This window comes from Microbacterium sp. NPDC087592, assembly GCF_044743585.1.
Classification (GTDB): Bacteria; Actinomycetota; Actinomycetes; order Actinomycetales; family Microbacteriaceae; genus Microbacterium.
In genome coordinates, this window is the sequence record NZ_JBIUWT010000001.1 from 1,036,975 (window position 1) to 1,056,145 (window position 19,171).

A 19,171-nucleotide genomic window follows, 5' to 3' on the forward strand; every position below is an offset into this window, starting at 1 on the left:
GTCATCCTTTCACCGCGCCCGCCATGATGCCACTGACCAGCTGCCGACCCGCGACCACGAAGAGCACGAGCAGCGGAAGGGTCGCGAGCACCGCACCGGCGAGCACGATCGAATAGTCGATGTAGTAGCCCGACTGCAGCTGGCTGAGCGCCGTCTGCAGGGTCGGGTTCTGCGGGGAGAGCACGATCAGCGGCCACAGGTAGTCGGTCCACGCCGTCATGAAGGTGAAGAGTCCGAGGATCGCCATGGCCGGTCGGGCCGCGGGGAGCCCGACGGTCAGGAACGTGCGGAACTGGTTCGCACCGTCCATGCGGGCGGCTTCGATCAGCTCGTCCGGGATGACGTCCACGAGGTACTGCCGCATGAAGAAGACGCCGAACGCGGTGACGAGGGTCGGGACGATGACCGCGCCGATCGAGCCGGTCCACCCGAGCTCCCGCATGAGCATGAACAGCGGGATGATCCCCAGCTGCGTCGGGATCGCCATCGTGGCGATCACGAAGATCATCATCCCGTCGCGGCCCTTGAACTTCAGCTTCGCGAAGGCGTAGCCGGCGAGGGTGGAGAACGTGACGACCGAGATCGTGATGATGCCCGAGATCAGGAACGAGTTGCCCAGCGCGAGCCAGAACGGGATCGCATCGAAGACCTTGGCGGCGTTCGCCAGGAAGTTCCCGCCGGGGATCAGCGGCAGGGTCTCGCCGCGGGTGGCGTTCGTGCCACTGGCGACCACGACCGACCACCACAGCGGGTAGACGCTGCCGATGATGAACGCGGCGAGGAGCCCGTAGGTCAGGAATCCGGGGCGGCTGCCGATGCCGGCGTTGCCCCCGACGGCACGACGCCGGCGGATCTTCTCGGGGACGCTCAGCGCCTGGGTGGCGGTCATCGCGCGTTCTCCTCGGTGGTGGTGGCGATCGTCGTGGACGCGGCAGCCGTGGCGGCGGCCGCGGCAGTACGGGCTCGGCGTCGGGCCGCGCGGTTCTTCGGACCGTCGCCGGTGGAGATGCGCCGGGAGATGAGGAAGTTGATCACTCCGATGCCGACGATCAGCAGGAACAGCAGGATGGCGACGGCGGAGGCCTCACCGAGGTCGCGGCGGAAGAACGCCAGCTCCCAGAGGAAGAGCACCGTGGTCTGGAACTGCCGGTCACTGCCGCCGATGCCGCCCGCGGTCGAGACATCGAACAGGCGGGGCTCGGCGAAGATCTGCAGTCCGCCGATCGTCGCGGTGATGATCACGAAGATCAGGGTCGGACGGATCGTGGGGATCGTGATCGAGAAGAAGCGGCGGGCGGCCCCTGCACCGTCGAGGGCGGCCGACTCGTACAGGTCGCGCGGCACCGCCTGCATCGCGGCGAGGAGGATCAGGGCGTTGTACCCGGTCCAGCGGAAGTTCACCATGACGGCGATCGCGATGTGCGACAGGGCGGTGTTGTGCTTCCACTCCTGGTCGGCGATGCCGATGAGGTTGAGCAGGTTGTTGGCCAGGCCGTCGGCTTCGTTGAAGATGCTCGAGAAGATGATGGCGACCGCGACCGGGGTGACGACGAACGGGATCAGCACGCTCATCCGCCAGAACGTCGGGGCGCGGAGTCCGCGGTCGAGGAGGTAGGCGATCACGAGCGCGACGGAGAGCTGCGGGATCGCGGAGAGCAGGAAGATGCTCAGGGTGTTGCCGATCGAGTTCCAGAACATGGCGTCGCCGAGGATCTCGACGAAGTTGCCCACGCCGACGAAGTCGCCCTCGCCCTTGAGCAGGTCCCACTCGTGCACGGCCACCCACACGGTGTAGAGCAGCGGGAACAGGCCGACCAGCCCGAACAGCAGGAAGAACGGCGAGATGTAGAAGTACGGGGAGGCGTTCTGGTCGAACCGCGAGACGCGGTGGCGCCAGGGGCGCTTCGGCGGGGCGGCCGGCGCCGAACCGGATGCCGTGCGCTGCTGCTCCGCAGGCGGGGCGGTGAGAGTCATGGGGTGTCCTTTTGAGGTGCAGGGAGACGTTTCGTCTCGCTGCGCTCGCTCAACGACCGGATGAAGACTGGTCGTTGAGCGAGCACGGCGGAGCCGAGCGAGACGAAACGTCCGCTGGGTATCAGTCGACGAGCTCGTTCAGGAGCTTGATCGCCTGGTCCCAGGAACCCTGCGTGTCGGTCTCACCGCGGTCGAGGCTGCTGAGGGCCGGGCCGAACACGTTCTCCTGGATCACCGAGTCATCGGCGCCCTTGAACTGGGCGACGACTCCCTTGGCGCGCTCCGCGAGGATGGCGCCGGTCGGAGCATCGTTGAAGAACTCGTTCGGCGTCGCGTCGGCGGCGAGGGTCTCCTGCGCCTTGATCGTCGAGGGGAAGTTACCTGCGGCGGCGGACTGCTTCACCTGCTGCTCGGGCTGCGTCAGCCAGTCGGCGAGCTCAGCGGCCGCCTCCTTGTGCTGCGAGGACTCCGGGATCGACAGGAAGGCGCCACCCCAGTTGGCCGCACCGCCGGGGAACACGTCGGCGAAGTCCCAGCCGGTGGAGGCGTCGCCGCCGCCGGCCTCGACCTGACCCTGCACGACACCGAGCATCCAGCCCGGGCACACGAAGGTCGCGAAGGTGCCGTCGACGAACGACTTGCCGCCGTTCCAGTCCCAGGCCGTCTGTGCCGCCGACTGGCCGCCCTCGGTGGCCGCACCCAGCAGCTCGAAACGCTCCTTGAGTTCGGCGTTGTCCTCGACGTTCAGCTTGCCGTCGGTCGTGTAGTAGCCCTCATCGAGCTGGTTGACCATGGCGTTCCAGACGAAGCCGGAGTGGTCGTACCAGGCCTTGCCGGTCTTGGCCGTGTAGTCGGCGCCGACCTTGAAGTAGTTCTCCCAGTCGCCGTTGAGCAACTCGGCGACGGACTCGCGGTCGCTCGGCAGGCCGGCAGCCTCGAACGCGGCACCGTTGTAGCAGATGCCGCTCGGGCCGATGTCGGTGCCATAGCCGATGACGCGGCCTTCGGCATCCGTCGCCTGACCGTACTTCCAGTCGACCCAGTCGGCCTTGCGGTCTTCGATGCCGTAGTCGCGGAGGTCGACGAACGTGTCGGAGACGTCCATGATGGCGCCGAGCCAGCCCTCTTCGATCGCGACGACGTCGCTGAGGCCGGAGCCGGCGGCGATCTTGGTGAAGGCATCGGTGCGGGCGTTGCCGCCGGTGTCGATGTTGGTCGCCTCGATCTTCACGTTCGGGTGCGCCTTCTCGTACTCCTTGTAGAGGTCGTCGTAGCCGAAGGTGCCGAAGGTGGTGACCGTCAGCGTGACATCCTCGTCGGCGCTGCCTTCGGGGGCGCCGTCGGCGTTGCCGGCACAGCCGGCGAGGGCGAGGGCGGAGACGGATGCCACGGCGGCAATCGCGAGGATCCGGTGGCGGGCACGTGTGTTCACGGTTCACTCCTTTGTGGTGGGGGTCGTGCGGTCTTGCTGCTTTCGGGACGCCGTGGGAGCGCTCCCACGGACTGAGCAGTCACTCTATGGGAGCGCTCCCACGGTGTCAAGCCGTGCCCAACTGTGACGCCCGCTCCATCGGGAGAGGTACCCTTGCTCGGTGCCCGAAGCCGCCCTGTCTCCTGCCCTCGTCCGCGCCGAAACCCTGATCCGCAACGTGCCGGACTACCCGCAGCCGGGCATCATCTTCCGCGACATCACGCCGCTCCTCGCCGATGCCGAGGCGCTGCGGGTCACGACCGAGGCGATCATCGAGCCCTTCGCCGGCCAGTTCGACGTGATCGCCGGCATCGAGGCGCGCGGCTTCATCCTCGCCAGCGCCGCCGCGATCGCCGCGGGCGTCGGCCTCATCCCGATCCGCAAGGCCGGCAAGCTGCCCCGCCCCGCGGCATCCGTCGACTACGCCCTCGAGTACGGCACCGCCACGATCGAGATGCACGACGACCTGCCCGCCGGTTCCCGGGTGCTGCTCATCGACGATGTGCTCGCCACGGGCGGCACGCTCGCCGCCGGACGCGAACTCGTCGAGCGTCTCGGCAGCCACGTCGTCGGCATCTCGGTGCTGTTCGAGATCGACGGCCTCGGCGGTCGCGAGGCCGTCGGCGACCTGCACACCGTCTTCCACTCCGCGTAGGCAGCTCGCCCGCACCCCCATCGCCCCCTCGCCGAGTGCACGGCTTCTCGTCGAGCGCACGGCTTAGTGGCGTGAACAAGCCGTGCACTCGGCAACAAGCCGTGCACTCGGCAGAAGGAGCGGGGGCGGGAGGAGGCGGGGCGGGGACGGTAGACTGGGTGCGCCCCTCCGCCCGCGACTCTTGGAGCCGTCATGCCCACCATCGTCGTCGACGTCATGCCCAAGCCCGAACTGCTCGACCCGCAGGGTAAGGCCGTCTCCGGCGCCTTCGCCCGTCTCGGCGTCGAGGGCTTCACCGACGTCCGCATCGGCAAGCGCTTCGAGCTCACCGTCGAGGGCGAGGTCACCGACGAGGTCCTCGCCGAGGCCCGTCGGATCGCCGACGAGGTGCTCTCCAACTCCGTGATCGAAGACGTCGTCGGCATCGAGGTCGCGGAGTGACCATCCGCATCGGGGTCATCACCTTCCCCGGCTCGCTCGACGACCGCGACGCGCAGCGCGCCGTCCGCATCGCCGGCGCCGAGCCCGTCGCTCTGTGGCACGGCTCGCACGACCTCGAGGGCGTCGACGCACTCGTCCTCCCGGGCGGCTTCAGCTACGGCGACTACCTGCGCGCCGGCGCGATCGCCGCGCTCTCGCCGATCATGTCCGAGGTGAAGGATGCCGCCGCCAAGGGCATGCCCGTGCTCGGCATCTGCAACGGCTTCCAGATGCTCGTCGAGGCGCACCTGCTGCCCGGCGGACTGATCCGCAACAACCACCAGCACTTCGTGCGCCGCGACCAGCGACTCACGGTCGAGAACTCCGACACCGCCTGGACGAACGCGTTCCGCAGCGGCCAGGAGATCGTCATCCCGCTCAAGAACGCCGACGGCGGCTACATCGCCGACGAGCAGACCCTCGACCGCATCGAGGGCGAAGGTCTCGTGGCGTTCCGCTACGCCGGCGTGAACCCGAACGGGTCGCTGCGCGACATCGCCGGTGTCACGAACGAAGCGGGCAACGTGGTCGGCCTCATGCCGCACCCCGAGCACGCCACCGAAGCCGGCTTCGGCCCCGACACCGCAGCCGCCATGCGCAGCGGAGTCGACGGACTCGACTTCTTCACCAGCGCCATCGCCGCCGTCGCCCGCGTCGCCGCGTAAGCCGACCCACCCCCTTCGGTTCGAACCAGCCCCTTGCGTCTGCACGCACGGGGGCGGCTCGTCCTCAAGAGGCCGGGTCGACCGGCAGCACGAACGGGTTGTCCTCCGCCGACGCGAGCAGGTACCACGCGGTCGCGCCGGTGTGCAGGCTCGCGTAGTAGAGGTCGCCGAAGCCCGAATCGAGGCCGTCGTTCGAGGTCGCGACGATCCCCTTGCCGTCGCCGTTCGGGGCGTCGCGTTGCGCCAGACGGATGCTGTCCAGCAGCGTCTCCGCTGTCGCGGCATCCTCCGAACCGTCGCGCAGCCGGAGGGCCAGCGCCAGGTGCCCGCTGCCCTCGAACCACGCCTTCGACACGTCGACCTCGCTGATCGACGGTCCGGTGTAGGGGCCGTCGGTGGCGATCAGGTTCTCCAGGGTCCAATCCAGTGCTGACCCGTAACGCGGGTCGCCGGTGGCGAGCGAACTCCAGGTCTGCGCGTCGAGAGGGATGGGCCGGGTGTTGATCGTCGAGCCGTCGAGGCCGGTACCGGTGTTCACGTGGCCGTCGGCGCTCTGCATCGCCGCGACGAATCCCGCCGCGACGGCCGCCCGATCCGCCCACACCGCATCGCCGGTGAGCTGCGCCAGTTGGGTGAAGAACCCGGCCACGTCGCTGTTGTGCTCCGTCGACTTCCAGGTGAGTGACGTGCCGTCCTCGAGCTGCCCGCCGGTGTAGCCGTACGGTGCCCGGGCCATGTCGGCCGTGTTGTCCTGAAGCCATTGACCGACACGCAGCGCCCCCTCGAGATACCGCGGGTCCCCGGTCGTGTGCGCGAGCCGCGCGAACGCCATCCCGACCCAGGCCTGGTTGCCGGTGAAGCTTCCTGGACCGGTGATCTCCACTCGCCCCTGCCGGATGCCGTGCGGCTCGTACGATGCGCGGGTGCGCCCGTCACCGATCGGGTCGTTCTGCTGCACGAAGAGGAGGGCGTCGCCGATCGTCCGCGCTCGGCGGATGTCGTCCGGCAGGCCTCGGGCGGTGTACGCCATGATCACCAAGGCGTCGTCATAGACGAACGACGGCGTGAAGTCCCAGCTCGGCGTGGTGAAGAACCCGCCCTCATAGCTGCGCGGCAGGCACCGGCCTGCGCCGTCGCAGAACTGATCCACGCGCGCGTCGAGGAACTCGTAGGCCAGGGCGACCGAGCGCGAAGGGTCGGGCGCGCCGTCCCCCGACGTGGAGCCGTCGGCAGCGGCGAAGGCCCCCGAGACGGCGGGCACGGCGGCCGCGAGAACCGCGGCGACGAGCGCGGCGGTGACCACCGACGGCATCCTTCGACGCGACGAACCGGGCATCGGAACCCCTCTGGCAGGAACACGGTCCGCTCGCGGTCCGTGGGCGGCCGGACGGCCACGATAGGAACATTCGCACATCGAACATCCCCGCAGAAGTGGCGAAGGTCTAGTTCTCCGTCCGGCGGAGACGCCTCGCGACGGCGTCCGCATAGCAACCGGGGCCGAGGTACGCAAGGCTTTTGCCCCGAGGGGGAGGTCGGCCGCACGCTGGGAGTCCACTCGCCGCCGGGACCCGTGCCCGCGTCTCACACGCAGAGCACGGGGGGCGGAGACGATCAGCCGCTGTCGAAAGGACGCATCATGCCCCGCGACCAGTACACCTTCACCAACCCTGCCGAGCTCTACGCGGACATCGAACCTGAGAAGCAGCACATGCCGGAGCCCGGCCTCGACGCCGACCTGGCCCCGAAGGCCGACCTCGGCGAGGAGAGCTACCGCGGCACCGGACGGCTCACCGGCCGCAAGGCGCTGATCACCGGCGGCGACTCCGGTATCGGCGCGGCCACAGCGATCGCGTTCGCCCGAGAGGGCGCCGACGTCGCGATCTCGTACCTGCCCGAAGAGGAGGAGGATGCGAGCCGCATCGCCGGGATCCTCCGCGAGGCCGGGGTGAAGGTCGCCGCTCTGCCGGGCGACCTCCGCGACCCCGAGTACTGCCGGACACTCGTCGCCGATGCGGTGGCCGCCCTGGGCGGGCTCGACATCCTCGTCAACAACGGCGGGAAGCAGGTCTACCAGGAGTCGCTGATCGACATCACGGACGAGCAGTTCGACGACACGTTCAAGACCAACGTGTACGCGATGTTCTGGATCACGAAGGCGGCGCTGCCGCACCTCCCCGCCGGTTCGACGATCATCAACACCACGTCGATCCAGGCGTACTCGCCCTCCGGCATCCTCGTCGACTACGCCTCGACCAAGGCGACCATCAACGCGTTCACGAAGGGGCTTGCCGAGCAGCTCGCCCCGAAGGGCATCCGTGTGAACGCGGTGGCGCCCGGCCCGATCTGGACGCCGCTGCAGCCGAGCGACGGTCAGCCGCAGGAGAAGCTGGACAGCTTCGGCGAGGACACCCCGCTCGGCCGGATGGGACAGCCCGCCGAGCTCGCCCCGGCATACGTGTTCCTGGCGTCGGCGGAGTCGAGCTATGTCGCCGGCGAGACGCTGAACGTCAACGGCGGCATGCCGACGCCGTGACCGCGCGGGGTCGTCGACGGGCTCCCCGCCGACGCCCCCGCACGACCTAGCCGAGTGCCGGCGGCCAGACGCCGATGATCACGGCCATCACCACGACCGTGACCAGCTCGTGCGCGATGTTCAGCGTGGTCAGCCTCGTCGAGCGACCCTCGAACGCATCGTGGGTGATGAAACGTGCGGCGGTGAAGCCCGCCCACAGCGTGACCGCCGTGACGATGGTGCCCCAGAAGAACGCGCCGCCGTAGAAATGCCAGGCGATGGCGGATGCCCCGGCGAGCACCCATGCCGTGATGAAGCTGACGATGACCGTGGTGATGATGGGCCACATCGCCGTGGCCGCCGGACGGTCCATGTCGACGTTCGCCAGCTTCGACCAGCGGGTGCCGAACACCTTCGGGGCGTACCAGATCGAGCCGACGATCATGCTCGACGCGGTGGCCAGCAGCACCGCCCAGTAGTTGATCTCGGGAACCATGACAGCCTCCACACATCGGATGCCGTCAGGCTACTCCTGCGGTGCGGCAGCGCGGGGAGGAGGTCGACTCGACTTCCCGCGTCACGACTGTGCGAGCAGCTCCTCCACCTGCGACCGCGTCGGGATCGAGGCGACCGCTCCCCGTCGCCCGACGGAGAGCGCCGCCGCGGCCGACGCGTATCGGCAGGCCTCTTCCAGGGCGCTGCCGCGGGTGACCTCGGCCGCGAGCGCGCCGCAGAACGTGTCGCCGGCCCCCGTCGTGTCGACGACCTCGACCCGATGCGCGGGCACGGCGATGACCTCGTCGCCCCGGCCGAGCATGAGCCCAGCGGCTCCCCTCGTCACCACGACCGCCGGCACCCGCTCCGCGAGGGCGCGGACCTGACCTTCGATGCTCCCGCCCGCAGCGGCCTGGCCGAGATCGCGGAGGATCGTCGCGGCCTCGCCTTCGTTGACGATGAGCACGTCGACAAGCGCCAGCAGCTTCTCGGGCAGACCCTGAGCGGGAGCCGCATTGAGGATCACGGTGCGGCCGGCAGCCCGCGCCGCCTCGGCCGCGTCGAACGCGGATCCGGCCGGGCACTCCCGCTGCAGCGCCACGACGTCCGCCCCGGCGATCGCGTGACGTTCGAGCTCGCTCACGCCACGAAGCGTCGAGTTCGCCCCGCCGTCGATCACGATGCTGTTCTCACCCCGAGAGTCGACGACGACGTACGCGCTGCCCGTCCGCTCCGCGACGACGCGCACTCCGCGGGCGTCGACACCCGCCTCCTCGGCCTCGGCGCGGAGGAACCGCCCGTGCTCGTCGTCCCCGACCGCCGCGAGGAGTCTCGTCCGCGCCCCGGAGCGCGCCGCCGCGACCGCCTGGTTCAACCCCTTCCCCCCGGCGTGCACCTCCGAGCCACGCGCGCTGACCGTCTCGCCCGGGACCGGGATGGCATCGACGCGGAGCACCAGGTCGACGTTCGCCGCTCCGAGCACGACCACCGATCCCGTGCTCATCGACGCGCCTCGCGTGCGCTCACCTGTCCGCCGTCGAAGTACGCCTTCACCTGCGGATCGAGCTCCGGAACCCGCTGCGGCATCGCCCCCGCGCGCAACGACGCGGTCGCCGCGATGCCGGCGGCGACGCTGTCCCTGGCCTCGGAGGGAGACGTCTCGAGCTGGCGCTCTCCACGGAGGAACCCCAGGAACTCCTCGACGATCGCGACATCCGCCCCACCGTGGGTGCCCTCGCCGAGAGGGATCTCGTAGTCCCTGTCTCCGGCGCCGTTGTATTCGGATCGCCTGTTCCACAACCGCACCACGCCGCCGTCGGAGTCGCCGAGGTTCTCCAGGCGTCCCCCCGTGCCGATCACCGTGTAGTTGCGCCAGTAGTCGGGCGAGAACGCGCACTGCTCGTAGCTGGCGAGCACCCCGTTGCCGAGACGCATCGTCATGATCGACACGTCCTCGATGTCGATCACCGGGTTGAGCTCGGTCTGCGCGAGCGGCGGCCAGTTGTCGAGGCTCGCGAGGGTGCCCATCATCCGGTCGGAGTTGTCGCGCCGATCCTCGACGTCGCCGTAGACCATGAGGTCGCCCATCGCGACCACGTCACGGCTCGGGGCTCCCGCCAGCCAGTGGATCACGTCGATGTCGTGCGCGCCCTTCTGCAGCAGCAGCCCGGTCGTCTTCGCCCGCTCGGCGTGCCAGTCCTTGAAGTAGAAGTCACCGCCGTGGCCGACGAAATGACGGCACCAGATGGTTTTCACCTCACCGATCGTCCCCTCGTCGATCAGCCGCTTCAACAGACGCACCATCGGCATGTGCCGCATGTTGTGACCGACGGCGAGGCGGGTGCGTGTGCGGAAGGCGGTCTCGAGGATGCGATCGGCATCGTCGAGCCGCGTCGCGATCGGCTTCTCGAGGTACACGGCGATGCCGGCCTGGAGAAGATCGACGGCGACCTCGGCGTGCGTATGGTCGGGAGTCAGCACGAAGACGGCATCGAGGTCGAGGTCGATGAGTGCACGATGGTCTTCGACGACCAGGACGTCGGGTCCGAACAGCGAGCCCGCGCGTTCCCGGCCTCGCGCGGCAGGGTCGGCGACCGCCACGATCTCCGCTCCGAACCGAGGAAGGAAGGTGGCCAATTCCGCGCGGGATCCTGCGCCCGCGACCGCAATCCTCAGCGCCATGCGTCGAGCTCCGTTTCCTGTCGGATGGCACCCCAGGCACCCGCGAGGGGCGGGCGTCCCAAGTGGTCGTCGATGAGTCCGGACAGTTCCTCCGGACCGACGACGGTGACCGCGTACCGGTGGCGTCCGCTCGCGGAGGGGGCCCACAGGGTGCCCGCCGCTTCGTCGAGCGACACGGTGCCGGGTCCGCTCCAGGCGACGCGTCCGTCGAGCTCACCGGCGGCGAGCATCACCGCGAGCAGGTCCCAGCTCGGGCGTCCGTTCCCCTTGCCGCTGTGCAGGGAGTACGCGATCGCCACCGGGCTGTCGTCGCCCTGGGTGGCCGAGAGCGTGCGACCGGTGATGACGTCGGCCGCGGTCTCCCATCCCACGAAGTCCACCGGGCTCGGCCATTCCGCGAGGAACCGTGCGGTGTGTCCCGGTTCGTGCGCGAAGTTGGTCTCCGCGAGCGGCTCCGCACCGAGATGGGGCCGGGCGCGCGTACCGAAGACACCGCCCATCACGACGGCACGCGCGACCTTCGTGGCCACGAGCTCCCGCCCGCTCAGAGCACTGAGAGCATCGGCGGGGGTGTCCAGCAGCGCGACCAGGTTTCCGAAGTAGCCGATCGAGACGACCGTGACCGTGCCGTCATCGGCTCCGGCGAGGGCTTCCCTGAGCACCGCGACCGCGTCCGGCATCACGTCCGGTGTCGCGGCATGCGGATGCATCCTGCTGATCGCCCGCGCGTAGTCCTCCGGCCCGATCCCGTCGGTGATCGGATGCCGGATCCCGACGGGGATCTCGGCCCTGCCGTAGTAGTCGTTGAGCACGCGGGCGGCGCTGTGGCTCCAGTGACCGGAGGTGTTGATCCCGATGCCGAGGATCTCGACGAGCCCGCGGTCGGCGAGGGCGTGCGCGACCGCGATCGCCCCGGCATCGTCCACGTCGTCGCAGAGATCGGTCTCGATAAGGATCGGCATCGGACGATGCCCGCGGTCAGTCATTGCGTGAGATGAGGATGTCATCGACAGAGAGCGCCCCTCCGTTGTGCAGGCCCCAGATGAGGCGGTAGTCGGTGTGGTTGCCGGTCGTGAAGGTGACGGATCTCTTCTGCACGGTCGCGACCGGATCGGTCCAGCTCGTCACGCCCCGGTCGCTCGGCGCTCCTGCCGCCTGCGATCGCGCGAGGAAGTAGAAGTGACCGCCGCTTCCGGGGAGCGTGCCGGTCTTGGTGACGAACTCCACGGTGTACGAGGTGTCAGCGCTGAGCGCGATCGTCGCGGGGTTCGAATAGAGGAACTCGTACCAGTCGGTCGTCGCAGGTGCCGCCCCGTAGGCGGAGCGGCTCCCCGAGATGACCTGCGACGGGGCACTGGTGATGGTGCCGTACGATCCGCCGAACCCTCCCGTGAAGTGGCTGGTGGCGAAGGACCCCGTCTCGAAGCCGAAGACGACTCCACCGGTGACCAGCGGGTTGCTCCGGGTGAGGAGCACCGTGTCACCCTTCGCCATCGTGAAGGTTGCCGTGGTCGTGGAGAGACCGAGGAGCGTTTCGCTCCCCGTGTCGTAGAGCGGGCCCGGGGTCGGGAGAGTGACGGTCTTCGTCCCCGCGGTCTTCGCATGCAGGCTGATCCAGGCGGCGTTGGCCTCGAGGTTGTCGTCGCCTCCGGTATACACGTGCACCCCCGCGTCGCTGTATAGCTTGCGCAGCACCGGAGACGGGATCGGCGGAGTGCTGGCGAGCACCGAGGTCCACCCGGTCAGCGTCTTCCTCGCAATCACGGGCCGCGGTGTGCTCTCGGCCGAGCGGGCGAGCGTGGTGAATCCGCTCCCGCTCGGGAGGAACAGCGGTTCGAGGGCGATCTCGCCTCCGAAGGTCTCCGTGACGCCGGGGAACGCGGCCGAGTCCAGGTGGTAGCTCATCGGGGGAAGCCCCGCGTTCTTGACCTTCGTGATCGTGATGTCGTCGACGGTGATCGCGCCCCCGTCGTGGATGCCCCAGATCAGGTAGTAGTCGCTGTAGTTCTTGAGCGTGAACTCGAACTCCTTCGTGTAGACCGATCCGGGAGCATCGCTCCACTGATTGAACCGACATCCTGCGGCACGCCGCCGGTGCCGGTGCGGGCGACGAAATAGAAGTATGCGCCGGCACCCGGGGCAGTGATCGTGCGGCCACGGAACTTCACCCGATAGGTCGCGTTGGCTTCGAGCGGGATCGACGCGGCCTTCGTGTAGAGGTACTCGTGCCAGTCGGTGCTGGCCGGTGCGCTGCCTTTGACTGATCGCGTCCCGCCGATCACCTCGCCCGCCGTCGCGATGATCGTCCCTGTCGCACCGCCCGCCCCGGCCGAGTACCCCGTGCCCGCGAAGCTGCCGGACTCGAAGTCCTCGCTGTCCAGCGGTGTGCTCGGGTCGGGTGGTGACGCCGCAGGAGCGTTGACCTGCGTGAGGCTGAACCCGGTGAGCGCCTCGACGTCGGCCTTCGAGAGGCCGGAGTCTCCCGCGTACCCGGGTGCCCAGCCCCAGACGAGCGTGCGGCCACCGGACTTGAGCGCGGTGATCGCTGCCCGCTGGGCGGCGTTCAGGCGGAAGGCGTCGGGGAACACGTAGACCTTGTAGTGCGTGGGGACCAGCCCGTCGACCAGGTCGTCGATCGTGAAGCGGTCGAAGGGCGCTCCCGCGCGGCTCAGCTCGCCGATGCCCTGGCGGCTGCCGAGAGACGGCCCTTCGTAGAGCTTGGCCGTCGTGTCGGTCTCGCCGCCGAGCACGAGCTCGGCGGTCGGCACGCTGATCACGGCGACCTCCGAGGACCGGGCGCGCGAGACGTTCATCGAGTAGTCGCCCCAGTGCTTGAGCTTCGCGAACTCCGCACCGAATGCAGGATCGGCGTACCAGAGTCCCGAGGTGTGATCCATGTACCACATGCCCGTAGCGTGGGTCACAGCCTGACCGAAAGCCCGACGGATGATGCCGAGGGATTCGGCCATGGTGGTCGCGTAGATGAACAGGATGGGGCTCGTCGCGAGGTGCGTGCGGTCGTCTGCCTCGTCGATGAAGAGCTTGCCATGCAGCGCGAGGCTCTCGGTATAGGTGCGGTAGGCGCCGTCGTCACCGGGAGCACGCCGATAGTAGGAGTGCGGCGAGGTGACCAGATCGACGGAGTCGAGCCGGTGCAGTGCGGCCACGGCGCGGTGGTGCTGCTCCTGCGGCATGTACCCCTGGTCCGGGGTGTAGCCGTAGAGGACGGACGTGAGAAGCGTGCCGTCGCTCTCGTCCTTGACGATCGAGGCGAAGTGATCGATAGCCTCCACGACGACACGGTGATGACTCTCGTAGTAGTCCAGCACGCGGCGCGACGCGGCAGGATCGCGGAACAGCCCGTTCGCCGTCTCCCGCCGCTCCCCTGTGCCCGGGATCACCACGGTGTCAAAGGTGACGGCCGGGTCACCCCACGCGGCACGGAGCTGCGCGACGCTGTTCGCGTACTTCGTCTTGAGATGCCCTATCCAGGCGGTGCGCATGGCCTCGCTCGTGTCGGGCAGGTACTCCGCGTTGTAGCAGAGCCACTCGCCGTAGAGTCCGCCGGCGAGCGTGATGCCCATGGTCCGGTCGCCTTGCGGTCCGTCCAGGATGTGCCGCACCATCGTGCGGAGCTTGGCACCCGCCTCCGTGCGCCAGGTCGCAGAGGCGAAGGAGGCGTCGCGGGGGATGTCGGCCGTTCCGGGGTCGATCGCATAGTCGACCAGGTCGTCGGGGTGGGCGTCGAGCCACCAGTCAGGCGCCCACAGGTGCACCCGCGGCATGGCATAGCCGCTCGGCACATGATCCTCGAACGTCTGCATCACGCGGTCGATCACTGTGAAGTTCTGCGTACCGGCGCCGGTCCAGCCGAGGTCGAGGAAGCTCTCCTTCTCGATGAAGGAGTAGAACTCCACGCCGGCGTCGCTGAAGGTCTGCCCGTCGGCGACGGACACCTCCTGCTCGAACAGATACATCGGGAAGCGCGGGGCGTCGTCGACGAAGAGGCAGGGAGCGCCGCGATGGGTCCCCACCCGGAACGTCGACCGCCCCGCCGTCGTCGTGAGCGGATGCACCGACGCGGCCCCGGTGCCCGCGAAGGCGGATGCCGGACGGGAAGTGCCGTCCACGAGGGCGATCAGCATGGGTGCGGCCATGACACCGAGGAACGTACGTCTCTTCATCGAGCTGTCCTTTCGGAAGGTCGGTCTCAGCCTTTGAGACCGGAGAAGGCGATGCCCTCGATGACGCGGCGCTGCATCACGAGGAACAGGATCATGATCGGCAGCATCGCCATGAGCGCCGCGGCGAGCATCGACGGGTACTCGGAGCCGTGCTCTCCCGTGAACGATGCGAGCCCGACGGCGAGCGGCATCATGTCCTGGCTGTTCACGATGACGAGCGGCCAGAGCAGGGAGGACCAGGATGCGAGGGCGGTGAGGATCGCGAGCGCGCTCAGGCCCGGCTTCGCCAGCGGGAGCATGACCTGCCAGAACACCTGGCCGGGGTTCGCACCGTCGAGCCGTGCCGCCTCTTCGAGCTCCTTGGGCAGTCCGAGGAAGAACTGCCGCATCATGAAGATCCCGAAGGCGTTTACCAATCCGGGGACGACGATGCCCGCGAAGGAGTTGAGCCAGCCGAAGCTCTGCACGGTCTGGTACTGCGGAATGAGCAGAAGCGTTCCCGGCACCATCAGCATGGAGAGCACGATCGCGAACAGCGGACCCTTGGCGAAGAACCGCATCCGCGCGAACGCGTATCCCCCGAGCGCGCAGAGGATGAGCGTCGCGACCGTGGTCAGAACGGTGATGATGACGGTGTTCAGCATCTGGCGGAGGAAGGGGACCTGAGCGAAGACACCCACGTAGTTGTCGAGGTTCCACTGCGTCGGCCAGAGCGTGGGCGGCACCGAGGTGATCTGCCCGTTCGTCATGAAGGTCGCCAGCACCTGATAGATGAACGGCGAGACCATGACCACGCCGCCGATCAGGAGCACGGCATGTGCACCGAGCTGCCGACCGGAACGCCGACCCCGCCGGCTCTGCGCGAGACGGTCACTCATAGTGCACCCACTTCTTCTGAAGACGGAACTGGATGGCGGTGAGGATCGCGATCATCACGATGATCACGACGCCGATCGCGGTCGCGTACCCCTTGTCGTTCTGCAGGAAGCCCTCGTTGTAGAAGAAGTACACGAGGGTCTGCGATCGGGCGGCGTTGGGACCGGTGCCCAGCATCACGAAGATCAGATCGAAGACCTGGAAGCCGCCGATCAAGGTCAGCACGCTGATGAAGAAGATCGTCGGGGTGAGCAGCGGAAGCGTGATGCTGCGGAACTGCCGCGCGGGACTCGCCCCGTCGATCGACGCCGCCTCATACAGGTCCGGCGGGATGCTGGAGAGGCCCGCGCTGAACACGATGATGTTGAAGCCGAGCGAGAGCCAGATGCCGACGATGGCGACCGCGACGAGGGAGAGCCCCGGCGTCGAGAGCCAGTACGGCCCCTGGATTCCGAAGAGTCCGAGGAAGGCGTTGATCAGACCGAAGTCCCCGCTGTAGAGCATCCGCCAGACGATGGCGACCGCGACCGGCATCGTGACCACCGGCAGGAAGTACAGCGTGCGGTAGAGACCTTTGAACCGCAGACCCGGCCGGTTGATGAGCGCTGCGAGGTACACGGCGATCGGCACGTTGAGCATCACGATCGCGGTGTAGATGGCGGTGTTGCCGAGCGCGAGCGCGAAGTCCGGATCGTTGAACAGGCGGACGTAGTTGTCGATTCCCGCCCAGCTCACGTCTCCGAAGAAGCCCCAGGTGGTGAAGCTGTAGTAGAACGTGCGCAGCAGCGGCCAGATGAAGAAGACGGCCAGGGGCACGAGGATCGGCACGAGGAAGATCCACGGCCAGACTCCGTCGTACTTCTGCGAGCGCCGCACGGGGCGGGTGGCGGCCGGAGCCACCACCCGCCCGCGACTCGCTGTGGTGGTGGTCATCACTTCTTCTCGGCGGCGAGCACCTCGTTCATCGCGGCGGCCAGTTGCTTGCAGGCCTCCTCGACGGTGAGCTCGCCGCTCCATGCCTTGGTGAGGTACTCGTTCTCGAGCGTGTTCCATGCCGCGGTGTTCAGCGACACGGGGTACGGAGCCGCGTGCGCGGCCTGGTCGCTGAACAGCGAGAGGTCCCACTGCGGGAAGGCGTCGGTGAAGCTCGAGGCGACGCCGTTGAAGGCGGGGATGCCGAGGCCCGCGGCTCCGTAGAGCTCCTGGGCCTCCTTCGAGGCGAGGAAGGCCTGGAAGGTCTGCGCGGCCTCTTTGTTCTCCGAGTAGGCCGACACGGCGTCGGCGCCGCCCTGGATCGTGGTGACGAGGTCGGACTCTCCGGTCGGCAGCGGAGCGACCGCCACAGTATCGGCGATCTCGCTGTCCTTCAGAGAATTCGCGTTCCACGGGCCGGACCACATCATGGCCAGCTTGCCCGAGGTGAAGTACTGCGGGATGGGCGTGTCGGTGATCTGCGCGACGGACGGGGAGACTCCCGCCTGAGCGAGGTCGACCCAGAGCTTGACGCCCGCGATCGTGCCGGGGTCGTCGTAGCCCGAGGTGGTGCCGTCTTCGGAGATGACTTCACCTCCGGACTGGTAGATGGTGTTGTACGAGGTCTCCTGACCGGTCCACGGGGCGGCGGCAGCACCGAACACGCCTTCGGAACCGAGCGCGGTGCTGATGGCCGTCGCTGCGGCGACGAAGTCCTCCTGCGTCCACCCGTCGGCCGGGTATGCGACGCCCGCCTGATCGAAGAGAGCGGTGTTGTACCAGACGCCCATCGTCGCGTAGCCGGTCGGAGCGGCGTACAGCTCGCCGTCGAAGGTGTAACTCTGGATCGACGCGTCAGGGAAGTTCGCGGGGTCGATCCCGTTTGCGGTGTCGACGGCGGCGAGTGCGCCGTTGGTGGCGTACAGGCCGGCGTTGGGCTCGTTGATCCAGAAGACGTCTGGCAGCGTCTTGCTCGAGGCCTGGGTCTGCAGCTTGGTCCAGTACTGGTCCCAGGGGAGGGCCTGGATGTTGACCGTGATCTCGGGGTGCTCTTCATTGAAGGCGGCGATCACGTCCTTGTACGGCTCGAGGGCGTTGGCATCCCAGATCACGTAGTCGATGCTCGCCTCACCGCCGTCAGCGGGTCCTGCGCCGGATGCGCATGCGGTGAGGCTGAGGGAGAGAACGGCGACGGCGGCGACGGCGCTCGCGGTCATTCGCTGACGATTCATTGTCTGCTTGGTCCTTTGCTCGGGTGCGAGGGGGTGGAGCATCGTGCTCGAGCGGTGACGGCCTCGGCACTCCTGGATCACGACTTCCATATAATAATCCAAGTTGGCATTAAAATTAGAGGATGCCGATCACGCCTGTCAAGAGCCGGGTTCACCTCGGTCGCGCCGATCCGATCCTGCGGCTCGCAGCGCGCTACGATGACTAACCAAACTTGACGTGAGAATCCGCTCCTCGAGTACGGGAGACCATGACGACGACACCACGCTCCGGCGACCGCTCGCTGCTGAGACGCATGAACACCCATGCGGCACTCCTCGGCGTCCGCGACGGACAGCACACCGTGACCGGCCTCGCCGACCAGCTGGGCATCTCACGCACGGCGGCCGAAGACGTGGTCCGCGACCTCGTCGAGCTCGGCTGGGTGACCCCCGCCGACGCCCCGGCCAGCGCTCGCCCCGGTCGCCCCGCACGCAGCTACCGCTTCGCCGCCGAAGCGGGACACGTCGTCGGATTGGACATCGGCGTGCACAAGATCCTCGGCATCGTCGCCGACCTCGAAGGCCGGCCGCGCGCCTCGCACAAAGTGTCGATCGACGAGGATGCCAGCGCCGCCGACCGGCTCGCGCTCGCCACGACCGTCGTGGAGGCCTGCCTCGCCGAAGCCGGTCTCGACACGGAGGCGGTCTGGTGCGCCGGCGTGGGCTCGCCCGGCGTCATCGACGCCTCGGGCACCGTCACCCGGTACGGAGGCAACGGCCTGCCCGGCTGGCTCGGCCTCGACCTCGCCGACACGCTCTCGACGCGCTGGGGCGTGCCCGTGCGGGTCGAGAGCGACAACAACCTCGGCACGATCGCCGAGCACTGGCGTGGCAGCGCACAGGACGCGCGCGACGTCGTCTACGTCCTCTCCGGGAACCGGACCAGTGCGGGGATCCTCATCGGCGGATCCCTCTACCGCGGTCACAGCGGCGGATCCGGCCTGGTCGGCGCCCTGCCCCAGCTCGGGTGGGCGGAAGCACCGCGACACGTCGACTCGCTCGCGGGCACCGGAGTCGATCCGACCCGGGAAGCCATGTTCCTCGCCGCGCGCGACGGCATCCCGCACGCACTCGCAGCGCTGGACGGATTCGCCGCCAGCATCGCGACCGGGGTCGTGGCGATGTCACTGGCCGTCGACCCGGAGCTGATCGTGCTCGGCGGCGGCATCTCCCGCGGCGGCGAGATCATCCTCGACGCGATCCGCTCGCACATCGACGAGCTCCAGCCGCACGCCCCGCGGGTCGTGCTCTCCACGCTGGGCGACGAGTCGGTGGCGATGGGTGCCGTCCGGATCGCGCTCGACGCCATCGACGCCCAGCTCCTCGCCTCGGTGCAGGCCGAGGCCCGCTTCCCCTCCCCGTCGCGCGGGATCCTCACCCTTTGAGTCGGGGCGGCACACCCCCGGATCGAACCGATTCGATACCCGCTCTGGCA

The 19,171-nt window shown here is 68.4% G+C and carries 18 protein-coding genes; 5 read left to right on the forward strand and 13 right to left on the reverse strand.

All coding sequences use genetic code 11. The features are described 5' to 3' along the window. Position 1: 1 nt before the first annotated feature. The 3 genes from ACIOTO_RS04945 to ACIOTO_RS04955 all read right to left on the reverse strand — a co-directional run bounded on the left by ACIOTO_RS04945 (position 2) and on the right by ACIOTO_RS04955 (position 3,406). Entirely contained in the window at positions 2-889 is an 888-nt protein-coding gene (locus ACIOTO_RS04945) for a carbohydrate ABC transporter permease (protein WP_091032633.1), read from the reverse strand. Next, entirely contained in the window at positions 886-1,974 is a 1,089-nt protein-coding gene (locus ACIOTO_RS04950) for a carbohydrate ABC transporter permease (RefSeq protein ID WP_400856864.1), read from the reverse strand. The genes ACIOTO_RS04945 and ACIOTO_RS04950 overlap by 4 nt, the downstream gene beginning before the upstream one ends. A gap of 121 nt (positions 1,975-2,095) precedes the next feature. Further along, the gene (locus ACIOTO_RS04955) at positions 2,096-3,406 is read right to left on the reverse strand and encodes an ABC transporter substrate-binding protein (RefSeq protein WP_029263068.1); all 1,311 of its coding nucleotides are present in this window, start codon (positions 3,404-3,406) and stop codon (positions 2,096-2,098) included. 160 nt (positions 3,407-3,566) lie between these two features. Here ACIOTO_RS04955 and ACIOTO_RS04960 point away from each other — a divergent pair, with 160 nt between their 5' ends. From ACIOTO_RS04960 to purQ, 3 genes are all read left to right on the forward strand, one after another. Beyond that, positions 3,567-4,100, forward strand: a complete 534-nt coding sequence (locus ACIOTO_RS04960; protein ID WP_029263067.1) for an adenine phosphoribosyltransferase — start codon at positions 3,567-3,569, stop codon at positions 4,098-4,100. A gap of 192 nt (positions 4,101-4,292) precedes the next feature. Then, positions 4,293-4,541: a phosphoribosylformylglycinamidine synthase subunit PurS gene (purS, locus tag ACIOTO_RS04965; RefSeq protein WP_017204254.1), complete on the forward strand. Its 249-nt coding sequence runs from the start codon at positions 4,293-4,295 to the stop codon at positions 4,539-4,541. Beyond that, positions 4,538-5,245: a phosphoribosylformylglycinamidine synthase subunit PurQ gene (purQ, locus tag ACIOTO_RS04970; protein WP_029263066.1), complete on the forward strand. Its 708-nt coding sequence runs from the start codon at positions 4,538-4,540 to the stop codon at positions 5,243-5,245. Before purS ends, purQ begins: the two co-directional genes overlap by 4 nt. A 64-nt stretch (positions 5,246-5,309) precedes the next feature. On the opposite strand, the gene ACIOTO_RS04975 is transcribed toward purQ, so the two are convergent. Beyond that, positions 5,310-6,557: a hypothetical protein gene (locus ACIOTO_RS04975; protein ID WP_400858075.1), complete on the reverse strand. Its 1,248-nt coding sequence runs from the start codon at positions 6,555-6,557 to the stop codon at positions 5,310-5,312. A 324-nt stretch (positions 6,558-6,881) separates the two neighbouring features. Here ACIOTO_RS04975 and ACIOTO_RS04980 point away from each other — a divergent pair, with 324 nt between their 5' ends. After that, a complete protein-coding gene (locus ACIOTO_RS04980) occupies positions 6,882-7,778 on the forward strand; it encodes an SDR family oxidoreductase (RefSeq protein ID WP_262002855.1) in 897 nt (298 codons plus the stop codon). 46 nt (positions 7,779-7,824) lie between these two features. Here ACIOTO_RS04980 and ACIOTO_RS04985 read toward each other — a convergent pair whose 3' ends face one another. From ACIOTO_RS04985 to ACIOTO_RS05025, 9 genes are all read right to left on the reverse strand, one after another. After that, the gene (locus tag ACIOTO_RS04985) at positions 7,825-8,253 is read right to left on the reverse strand and encodes a DUF1761 domain-containing protein (protein ID WP_029263063.1); all 429 of its coding nucleotides are present in this window, start codon (positions 8,251-8,253) and stop codon (positions 7,825-7,827) included. Between the two features lie 81 nt (positions 8,254-8,334). Beyond that, positions 8,335-9,255 (reverse strand): ribokinase, encoded by a 921-nt coding sequence (locus ACIOTO_RS04990; RefSeq protein WP_400856865.1) that lies wholly within the window; start codon positions 9,253-9,255, stop codon positions 8,335-8,337. Beyond that, positions 9,252-10,433, reverse strand: coding sequence for a Gfo/Idh/MocA family protein (locus ACIOTO_RS04995; RefSeq protein WP_400856866.1), 1,182 nt, complete (start codon positions 10,431-10,433; stop codon positions 9,252-9,254). The genes ACIOTO_RS04990 and ACIOTO_RS04995 overlap by 4 nt, the downstream gene beginning before the upstream one ends. Beyond that, positions 10,424-11,395, reverse strand: coding sequence for a nucleoside hydrolase (locus tag ACIOTO_RS05000; RefSeq protein WP_400856867.1), 972 nt, complete (start codon positions 11,393-11,395; stop codon positions 10,424-10,426). Before ACIOTO_RS05000 ends, ACIOTO_RS04995 begins: the two co-directional genes overlap by 10 nt. 16 nt (positions 11,396-11,411) lie before the next feature. Further along, entirely contained in the window at positions 11,412-12,338 is a 927-nt protein-coding gene (locus ACIOTO_RS05005; RefSeq protein WP_400856868.1) for a hypothetical protein, read from the reverse strand. Between the two features lie 80 nt (positions 12,339-12,418). Then, entirely contained in the window at positions 12,419-14,617 is a 2,199-nt protein-coding gene (locus tag ACIOTO_RS05010; RefSeq protein ID WP_400856869.1) for a hypothetical protein, read from the reverse strand. 26 nt (positions 14,618-14,643) lie between these two features. Continuing rightward, positions 14,644-15,495, reverse strand: a complete 852-nt coding sequence (locus ACIOTO_RS05015; RefSeq protein WP_091032668.1) for a carbohydrate ABC transporter permease — start codon at positions 15,493-15,495, stop codon at positions 14,644-14,646. After that, the gene (locus ACIOTO_RS05020; RefSeq protein ID WP_091032672.1) at positions 15,488-16,426 is read right to left on the reverse strand and encodes a carbohydrate ABC transporter permease; all 939 of its coding nucleotides are present in this window, start codon (positions 16,424-16,426) and stop codon (positions 15,488-15,490) included. The genes ACIOTO_RS05015 and ACIOTO_RS05020 overlap by 8 nt, the downstream gene beginning before the upstream one ends. Beyond that, complete coding sequence (locus ACIOTO_RS05025; protein ID WP_400856872.1) at positions 16,426-17,682, reverse strand: ABC transporter substrate-binding protein; 1,257 nt, start codon at positions 17,680-17,682, stop codon at positions 16,426-16,428. Before ACIOTO_RS05025 ends, ACIOTO_RS05020 begins: the two co-directional genes overlap by 1 nt. Positions 17,683-17,945: 263 nt before the next feature. Between ACIOTO_RS05025 and ACIOTO_RS05030 the strand changes: the two genes are divergently transcribed. Then, a complete protein-coding gene (locus ACIOTO_RS05030) occupies positions 17,946-19,121 on the forward strand; it encodes an ROK family protein (protein ID WP_400856874.1) in 1,176 nt (391 codons plus the stop codon). Positions 19,122-19,171 lie beyond the last annotated feature (50 nt).